Source organism: Kineococcus siccus, assembly GCF_009906795.1.
GTDB classification, from domain to species: domain Bacteria; phylum Actinomycetota; class Actinomycetes; order Actinomycetales; family Kineococcaceae; genus Kineococcus; species Kineococcus siccus.
The window spans coordinates 1-8,512 of record NZ_JAAALN010000188.1; the positions used below are offsets into that span (position 1 = coordinate 1).

At 75.2% G+C, this 8,512-nt stretch carries 9 protein-coding genes and 2 tRNA genes; 6 read left to right on the top strand and 5 right to left on the bottom strand.

Features of this window, described 5'->3' with window-relative positions; genetic code table 11:
- Positions 1 to 12 precede the first annotated feature (12 nt).
- Together GTR02_RS17120 and GTR02_RS17125 are read left to right on the top strand one after the other, a co-directional pair.
- On the top strand, positions 13 to 423 hold the full coding sequence (locus GTR02_RS17120) for a TIGR03618 family F420-dependent PPOX class oxidoreductase (protein ID WP_166608703.1): 411 nt from the start codon (positions 13 to 15) through the stop codon (positions 421 to 423).
- Between the two features lie 114 nt (positions 424 to 537).
- A complete protein-coding gene (locus tag GTR02_RS17125) occupies positions 538 to 1,593 on the top strand; it encodes a hypothetical protein (RefSeq protein ID WP_166608704.1) in 1,056 nt (351 codons plus the stop codon).
- Positions 1,594 to 1,597: 4 nt separating this feature from the next.
- Here the strand turns inward: GTR02_RS17125 and GTR02_RS17130 are convergent, their stop codons facing one another.
- Entirely contained in the window at positions 1,598 to 3,073 is a 1,476-nt protein-coding gene (locus GTR02_RS17130; RefSeq protein ID WP_166608705.1) for a malate:quinone oxidoreductase, read from the bottom strand.
- Positions 3,074 to 3,252: 179 nt separating this feature from the next.
- Entirely contained in the window at positions 3,253 to 4,404 is a 1,152-nt protein-coding gene (locus GTR02_RS17135) for a PrsW family intramembrane metalloprotease (RefSeq protein ID WP_166608706.1), read from the bottom strand.
- Positions 4,405 to 4,489: 85 nt separating this feature from the next.
- Between GTR02_RS17135 and orn the strand changes: the two genes are divergently transcribed.
- Positions 4,490 to 5,227: an oligoribonuclease gene (orn, locus tag GTR02_RS17140; RefSeq protein ID WP_338073885.1), complete on the top strand. Its 738-nt coding sequence runs from the start codon at positions 4,490 to 4,492 to the stop codon at positions 5,225 to 5,227.
- Positions 5,228 to 5,313: 86 nt separating this feature from the next.
- Positions 5,314 to 5,386 (top strand) — tRNA-His (locus tag GTR02_RS17145).
- 96 nt (positions 5,387 to 5,482) lie between these two features.
- Here GTR02_RS17145 and GTR02_RS17150 read toward each other — a convergent pair.
- On the bottom strand, positions 5,483 to 6,127 hold the full coding sequence (locus tag GTR02_RS17150; RefSeq protein ID WP_166608707.1) for a hypothetical protein: 645 nt from the start codon (positions 6,125 to 6,127) through the stop codon (positions 5,483 to 5,485).
- Between the two features lie 242 nt (positions 6,128 to 6,369).
- On the opposite strand from GTR02_RS17150, the gene GTR02_RS17155 reads away from it, so the two are divergent.
- Entirely contained in the window at positions 6,370 to 6,534 is a 165-nt protein-coding gene (locus tag GTR02_RS17155; protein ID WP_166608708.1) for a hypothetical protein, read from the top strand.
- Between the two features lie 120 nt (positions 6,535 to 6,654).
- A tRNA-Lys gene (locus GTR02_RS17160) sits at positions 6,655 to 6,727 on the top strand.
- Positions 6,728 to 6,797: 70 nt separating this feature from the next.
- Here GTR02_RS17160 and GTR02_RS17165 read toward each other — a convergent pair.
- Both GTR02_RS17165 and GTR02_RS17170 read right to left on the bottom strand, forming a co-directional pair.
- Positions 6,798 to 7,139: a hypothetical protein gene (locus GTR02_RS17165; RefSeq protein ID WP_166608709.1), complete on the bottom strand. Its 342-nt coding sequence runs from the start codon at positions 7,137 to 7,139 to the stop codon at positions 6,798 to 6,800.
- A 112-nt stretch (positions 7,140 to 7,251) separates the two neighbouring features.
- The coding region (locus tag GTR02_RS17170) for an ABC transporter substrate-binding protein (RefSeq protein WP_166608710.1) at positions 7,252 to 8,512 on the bottom strand (1,261 nt) is incomplete at its 5' end.

Below are 8,512 nucleotides of genomic sequence, written 5' to 3' on the forward strand. Positions count from 1 at the left end.
CGGAGGTGCCCCGTGCCCACCCCACCGCTGCCCGCCGACGTCGCCGAGATCTTCGCGCGCCCGAACCCGGCCGTCATGGCGACCGTGCACCCCGACGGCCACCCCGTCACGGTCGCGACCTGGTACCTGGTCCAGGACGACGGGCGGGTCCTGCTGAACCTCGACGCCGGCCGGGCCCGCCTGCGCCACCTCGAGTCCGAGCCGCGCGTCTCGCTGACGGCGCTCGCCGAGGGCGACTGGTACACCCACGTGAGCGTGCAGGGCCGGGTCGTCGAGGTCCGCCCCGACCCCGACCTCGCCGACATCGACCGGATCGCCACGCACTACACGGGGGCGGCCTACTCGACGCGGGACCGCGAGCGCGTGAGCGTCGTCCTGGAGGTCGAGCGCTGGCACGGCTGGGGCGCGGCCGCCCGCTCCTGACCGTCGCCTCCCGCGCCGCCGCACCCGCCCCGCACCTGTGCGGCGCACCCGTCCGGCGCACCCTGACGCGGCTGCCCGGTTGTTGAGGTCACAACGGGCGAGGACGCTGGCGCGATGGTGGACCACGGACGGGGCACCCGCGGCGGCGGGCACGACGAGCCGGACGACGAGGGGCAGGACGACGACGGGAAGGGGGGCGACCCCCGGTCGGCCTTCGCCTACGTCCTCCTCTGCCACGTGGACCCGGAGGTCGTGCTGCGCACGGTGCGCCGCGTCCGGGAGCTCTCCCCGGGGGCGCACGTCCTGGTCCGCCACTCGCAGGGGTCCGGGTTCCTCGACGCGGCGACGGCCGCGGCCGCGGGCGCCGAGCTGCTCGTGAGCCGCACGCAGATCCGCTGGGGCACGGCGTCCACGCTGGACGCCGTGCACGAGGCGCTCGCCGAGGCCGAGCGGCGCTGGCGGCCGGGGCACACCGTCGTCGTCTCGGGGCAGGACCACCCGGTGCGCGACCTGGCGGCCTGGGAGGCGCACGTGCGGCGCGAGGGCCATGACGCGCTGCTGCGCCGTGACCCCCGCGGCTACGAGGACCGGCACGGCATGTGCTGGCACGCGCTGCCGACGTGGGCGGACCGGCTGCGGCCGCTGCTCGCCGTCGCCCACCGCGCCACCCGCGCGGAGCCCGTGCGCCGTGCGCTGCTGGTGCAGGAGGCCGGCGGCCGGACGTGGGTGCTGGCCCACGCGCGGCACCGCACCCCACCCGTGCCCTACCGCAAGGGCAGCCTGTGGATGACGGTCTCGCACCGCGCCGTGGCGCGGCTCCTGGCCACGGACGCGCGCACGCGCGCGTTCTTCGCCTCCACGCTGCTGCCCGACGAGGCGTTCGCGCACAGCGTCCTCGCGGCCGCGCCGGGGCTGCGGCTCGTGGACGCCGTGACGTCGATGACGTTCTTCCCGCCCGGCGGCGGTCCGCACCCGCGCGCGGTCGAGGCGGGCGACCTCGCGCAGGTGCGGGCGAGCGGGGCGCCCTTCGCGCGCAAGGTCGTCGCCGGGGTCAGCGACGGCTTCGTGCGGCTGGTCGACGCGGCCGTCGACGCGGAGCGGGCCCTCACCGCGGAGCCGGCGCGTGCCGCGGAGCCGGCGCGGGCCGCCGGCCCGCGCGCCAGTCGGTGAGGTGTCAGGCGGTGAGGTGCAGCGCGTCGTTGGTGCGCGCGAACGTCTTCTCGAGCAGGTCGAGGTCGTCCGAGAGCTTCGTGCCGTAGGACGGGACCATCTCGCGCAGCGTGGGGGTCCACCTCTCCGCGTGCGCCGGGAAGCACTCGCGCACGAGGCGGAACATGACGTCGACGGCCGTGGAGGCCCCCGGCGAGGCGCCCAGCAGGGCCGCGAGCGAACCGTCGCCCGCGTGCACCAGTTCGGTGCCGAACTGCAGGACCCCGCCGCGCGGCCCCTTCTTGATGACCTGCACGCGCTGACCCGCCGTCAGCAGCTCCCAGTCGCCGTCGGCCGCGTCGGGGTAGAAGACGCGCAGCGACGCCATCCGGTGCTCCTGCGACTGCAGCACCTCCTTCACCAGGTAGGTGGTGAGGGGGATGTTGTCGCGGGCGACCGCGAGCATCGGCAGCAGGTTGTGCGGCTTGATCGACAGCGGCAGGTCGGTGAACGAGCCGGTCTTGAGGAACTTCGGCGAGAAGCCGGCGTAGGGGCCGAACATCAGCGAGCGGCGGCCGTCGACGACGCGGGTGTCCAGGTGCGGCACCGACATGGGCGGCGCACCGACGGCGGCCTGGCCGTACACCTTGGTCGAGTGGCGGGCGATGACGTCGGGGTTGGTGCAGCGCAACCACTGACCGCTGACGGGGAAGCCGCCGAACCCCTTGCCCTCGGGGATGCCGGAGTCCTGCAGGAGGTGCAGCGCCCCGCCGCCGGAGCCCACGAAGACGAAGGGCGTCGCGACCTCGGTGGTGGTGCCGTCGGAGGAGGCGACCGACACGGTCCACCCGGACCCGCGGCGGTGCAGCTTCCGGACGCTGTGGCCCGTGAACACCTGGGTGCCGCGCGCGCCCGCGCTCTGCAGCAGCGCCGCGGTGAGGGCGCCGAAGTTGACGTCGGTGCCGGCGCTGGAGCGCGTGGCGGCCAGCCGCTCGCCGGGGTCGCGGCCCTCGAGGAGCAGCGGGGCCCACTCGCCGACCGTGGCCTGGTCGTCCGCCCACTCCATGCCCGCGAACAGGGGGTGCGGCGCGAGGGCCTCGTAGCGGGCGCGGAGGAACTCCACGTCGTCGCCGCGCACGAAGCTCATGTGCGGCACGGAGTTGATGAACCGGCCCGGGTCGGACAGCACGCCGGTCTCCACGAGGTGCGACCAGTACTGGCGGCTGAGCTGGAAGGACTCGTTGATGGCGACGGCCTTGGAGATGTCGACGCTGCCGTCGGGCTTCTGCGGCGTGTAGTTCAGCTCGCAGAGCGCCGAGTGGCCCGTGCCCGCGTTGTTCCACGGGTCGGAGCTCTCCTGCCCCGGGGAGTCCAGCCGCTCGAACACGGCGATCGACCAGTCGGGTTCGAGCTGCCCGAGGAGGGACGCGAGCGTGGCGCTCATGATCCCGCCACCGATCAGGACGGCGTCGTAGCGGTTCGCTGCCGGCAACGGACTCACCCTCTGACTCTGCGGTTCCGGCCAGACGGCTCTGACCGGACGGCACGAGGTTACGACCTCCGGCGCCGCCGGCGCGCCCCGGGCACGGCACCGCGGGGGTGTCCGAGGCGCACGTCACACCGGCGTGGGGCGGGCCCCGCCCGACCGGTGCGGCCGCCGCCGCCCCGGCCCTCCCGGCGTCAGCGCCGGTCGGGCACGAGGGAGAGCAGCCGCGCCCGCTCGCCCGAGAGCCGGCGCAGGAGCACGAGCTCCTCGTCGGGGCTCGGGGGCTGGGTGCCCCGGAACGTGCGGTCGCGGCGGAAGGCCAGCTCGGTGGCCGTCTCCTGGAAGTCGCGGACCGTCCCGGCGGCGGGGCGACCACCCGCGCGCAGGGCCCAGGCCCGCGCGTCGCGGCGCCGGCGGCCGGACGCCAGCATCTGCAGCTCCGCCTCGCTCAGCCACCCCGTGCGCACGTAGACCTCGAGGTGGCGGCCCACGAGCCGGGTCTCCCGCCGGCGGGCCACCAGCGCCACGGCCACCGCGCCCGCGAACACGGGCACCTGCAGCAGCACGTACACCTCGAGGAAGGCCACGGCGCCCTGCGAGGCGCTGGCGTTCCAGGCCGCGTGCAGGGCCACGGCGACGAGGAACCCGGCGACGGGCGCGAGCACGCGCAGCAGGGGCGAGCGGTGCCGGACCGCCAGCCCCAGACCGACGCCGACGGCCATCGTGAACAGCGGGTGCGCGAAGGGGGACACGAGGCAGCGCAGGACGAACACCGCGACGAGCGAGCCGCCGCCGTCAGCGCCCATCGCCCGGCCCAGGTAGAGGACGTTCTCCAGGAACGCGAACCCGAGGCCCACGCAGGCCGCGTAGACGATGCCGTCCACGACGCCGTCGAACTGGCGGCGCTGCACCAGGACCACGAGCAGGACGCCGAGGCCCTTGAGCGACTCCTCGACCAGCGGAGCGACCACGACGGAGGTGTTCGTGACGTCGCCGACGGCGCGCGCCAGCAGCTGCGAGGACAGCGAGTTCAGGACCAGCGCGCCGAGGCTCGCGACGCACGCCCCCCACCCGAACGCGAAGGCGAGCAGGTGCGGCGGCTCGGCCTCGTGGCGGTCCAGCCAGAGCACCGTGGCGAGCACGGGGCCCACCGGGACCGCGGCGAGCAGGAGCCCGGGCACCAGGCCGGTGACCCCGACCTCCATCGTCACGGCGCCGAGGCTGAGGAGGCCGCAGACGACGAGCACGCCGACGGTCGCGACGAGCAGCGACCGGGGCCGGTGCTCGCTCGGGCCGGGGCCGACGGCGAGGGTGCCGGGCGGTCCACCGGGGACGTCGTCCGGCATGAGGCGAGGGTAGGCCACGGTCGGCGGCCGCACCCGGTGCAGGCGTCAGGGGAGCCTCGTGCGCACGCTCCCCTAGGCTGACGAGGTGAGCAGCAGCACGGCCGCAGCGCCGACGACGACGTCGCCCCGCGACAAGGTCCACGACCGGATCGTGTGGATCGACTGCGAGATGACGGGCCTGGACCTCGCCAAGGACGCCCTCGTGGAGGTCGCGGTGCTCGTCACCGACGCCGACCTCAACGTGCTGGGCGAGGGCGTCGACGTGGTCATCAGGCCGCCGGCGGAGTCGCTCGTCGACATGGACCCGGTGGTGGTCGACATGCACACGTCCTCGGGCCTGCTCGAGGAGCTGGAGCACGGCACGACGCTGGCGGACGCCGAGCAGGCGGTCCTGGCCTACGTGCGGCAGTTCGTGCCGGACCCGCGCAAGGCGCCGCTGGCGGGCAGCTCGGTGCACACCGACCGGACGTTCCTGGCCCGCGACATGCTCGAGCTCACCGACCACCTGCACTACCGGCTGATCGACGTCTCCTCGCTCAAGGAGCTCGCGCGCCGCTGGTTCCCCCGCGTGTACTTCCACACCCCGAAGAAGCACGGCGGGCACCGCGCCCTCGCGGACATCCGCGAGAGCATCCAGGAGCTGAAGTACTACCGCGAGGTCCTCTTCGTGCCGCCGCCCGGCCCGGACAGCGAGACCGCCCGCGCCGCAGGCGAGTCCTTCGAGCTGAAGGACGCCGCGCCGGCGCCCGCGTCCCCGGCCGCGGAGGGCTCGGCCGAGCCGTCCACCGGGGCCTCGACGGGGGCCGCGGCCCCGGGGGCCTAGCCCGACCGGGGGCCGCGCGGTGAGGGGCGGGGCCCCGGCGCGTGTATGCTCCCGTCGTCGCCACGGCCGTGCGCCGCGGCGTCGTGGTGGGTGTAGCTCAGCTGGTAGAGCACCTGGTTGTGGTCCAGGAAGTCGCGGGTTCAAGTCCCGTCACTCACCCCGGTTCCCGTCGCAGGGGCGGTCCCGTCCACGGGGCCGCCCCTGCGTCGTCCCCACCCCCCGGCGGCCACCTCTCGCCGCCGCGCGTGCTCCCGGTCAGTCCCCCAGCGCGGACGGCGGCGCGGCGTCACGCCGCTCCCCCGCCCCGCGCAGGCCGAGCAGCCGATCGCGCAACCAGGTCAGGTAGGCGTCGCGGTCGGCGCGCAGCTCCTCGGTGACGACCGGGTGGCCCGCGACGTCCCAGCTGGCGATGCCGCGCAGCGGCAGGACGACGACCTCCAGCGTGAAGGGCCGGATGCGGCGGCCGAGGGTGCGCTCGACCTCCGCGACGAGGTTCGTCTCGAACAGCGCGAGCGGCCGGGTGCGCGCCAGCCGGGCCTCCCGCTCGCGCGCCTCCGCGGCCCACGCGACGGCGTCGTCGATGCCGAGCTCGGCCAGGCCCCGCAGCTCCGTCATGCCGCGAAGACCGCCGAACAGCGGCGGGAGGATCGACGTGAGGGCCTCCGGGCCGCCGGGGAAGGCCGACGCCCACCATCGCCCCCACTGCTGCGCCGCGACGTCGCCGCCCGCGATCGCCGCGCCGTCGGCGCGCAGCGGGGTCACCGCGGGGTGCAGCGGCGGGAGCTCGGGGAGGACCTCGGACGGCGGCGGCCGCAGCCCGGCGGCGTCGCGCAGGTGCAGGCCGAGCAGCAGCGCCTGCGGCATGGTGAGGCGGATCCCCCACGACCCCGCGCTGCGCATCCGCCCACTCTGCTTCGCGGGGCGGAGTCCGTCCACCGGACTTCCGTCACGCCGGAGCGCACCCGCCACCCGGCGGCCGGCCGGGCGGCCCCGGAGCCGTCGTCCGGCGTCTCAAACCTCGCGCGGGCCGGTCCTCGGCCGACCGGGTGGGCTCCGCTCGTGGCCCTCAAGGCGCCGCCCCGGTGGGACGAAGCCTGGAGGGTCCCCCGGACCACGGGGACGACCGATCAGCGGGAGGACGCATGACCAACGACAACTCGGTGGCGACGGAACCGGTGATGGAGATGCTGTCCGAGCACATCCCCCTCTCGCTCCTCATCGACATGGTCTCGCCCGACGGCCCGCACTCCGCCGAGCTCCTCGAGGCCGAGGGCTTGCCCGACGAGGAGTGGTGGACCCAGCGGTGACCTGAGGCGGGCGCTGCGTGACGGCCCGCCACCCCTCGCGTCGTGCGGGGCGCGCCCCTCTCGCGCCCCGCACCGTCGATTTCGCCGGGGGCTCCCGGCCTGCTAACGTTCCGTCCCGTTGCGCCGCTAGCTCAATTGGCAGAGCAGCTGACTCTTAATCAGCGGGTTCCCGGTTCGAGTCCGGGGCGGCGCACTCCCACGGAAGCCCCCCGACCGGTCCACCGGTCGGGGGGCTCCTGCGTTGCACGGCTGCGCCGTCGCGATCACTCGCCTCGTGGCGGCGCTCCGGCGACGACGTGCCCGCGCACGGACGATCCGTCGCTCGACAGCCACCCTCGACGCCCGGCGTGGGCGAGCATCGCCGCGAAGGCGTCGTCCCAGCCGGCCGGCACGTCCTGGGCGGCGGCCCGCGTCCTGATCCAGTCGAGGCGGACCTCGACGTGCCCGCCGGGGAACGCCTCCACCGGCTGGAACGCGCCGACCCCGCTGCGCTCGAGGACGGCCGTGAACCCGGGCTCGTCGACGTCGACGACGCGGACGTCGAAGGCCGTCGTGTCCGCGGCCTCGCTGAGGACCGCACCCGCGGGGCTGATCACGACGTGCACGAGGGGCTCCTCCGGCTGCGGGCGCGGTCCCGGCCGGGGAGGACGAGGAGGACGGGGAGGGGCGTCCGCCTCCGGCCGAGCGCTCCCGTCGCGCTCCGGGGCGGCGCCACGGTCAGGAACCCTGGTCCCACGCCTGGTCCATGGAGGTCAGGACCTGCTCGGGCGTGGCCTGCCCCGTGAGCAGCCCCTGGATGCCGCTGCCCAGGACGTCGTAGACGTTGCCGTTGGGCCAGGCGAGGTTGCCCAGCGGGACCTGCTTGGACTCGTCGTCGAGGAACGGCGTGAGGTCCGCGAGGTCCGCGGGCACGGTCCCGCCGCCCACCGCGGCGAGGGACAGGTTGCCGCCCGCGACGGCCACTGCGTCCTGGTTGGCGGGTTCCGCGAAGAACTCCAGCACCTTCCTGGCCGCGTCCTTGTGCTGGGACTCCGCCGAGATCGCGAGGGCGTTCGACGGGGTGACCGACAGGCGCGTCTGCTCCGCGGTGTCACCGGGGAGCACCGCCTGCCCGAACTGCTTGCCGGGGTTTCCCGTGGCGAGGTCGCTGGCCGCGCCGGCCGGGGCGAAGAGACCGAGCGCCGCGCCGCCGGCGACGGCCTGGGTGATCTCACCGAAACCGGCACCGACGGCCCCCTCCTGGTAGCAGCCCGCCTCGTTCATCTGGACCACCTTGGTCATCACGGACTGCCACTCGGGAGAACCCGCGAACGTGACCGACCCGGCCTGGCGCTTGGCGTTCCAGTCGGGGTCGGCGCTGTAGACGGTGCTGGCCGCGAGCTGCAGGGCGTGCATGCCCAGGTTGGGCCCGGCGGAGCCGGCGATCGCGAACTCGGACTTGCCCTGCCCCGCGAGCGTCCGGCACTGCTGGAGGAGTTCGGCGAAGGTGGTGGCCTTGGGCAGGCCCAGCTCCGCGTAGGTGTCGTTGTTGACGACGATCGAGGCGGGCACCAGGTCGACGGGCAGGGCGTACAGCTCTCCGTCGCTGACGTAGAGCGACGTCGCGCTGGGGGGCACCGCGGCTTCGGCCCAGGCCTCCCCCGTGAGCGGCTCGACGAACCCCGCCTCGCCGAGGGACAGGACCGCGTTGAGGTTCCCCCGCCCCGCGGTGCCGTAGAAGACGTCCGGGGCGTTGCCGCCCTGGAGCTGGGTCCGCAGGACGTTGGCGTAGGAGTCGGTGGGGGTCTCGACGAGGTCGATGTCGATCGTGGGGTTGGCCTTCTCGAACGCCGCGACCATGGGCCGGAAGGCCCCCTCACCGGACTGGGGCGTCTGCACGGCCATCGTGACGGTGACGTCGCCGCCGCCCTCGTCGGCGCTGCCGGACCCGCCGCCGCAGGCGGTCAGGGCCGAGGTCGCGGCCAGGGCTGCGGCGGCG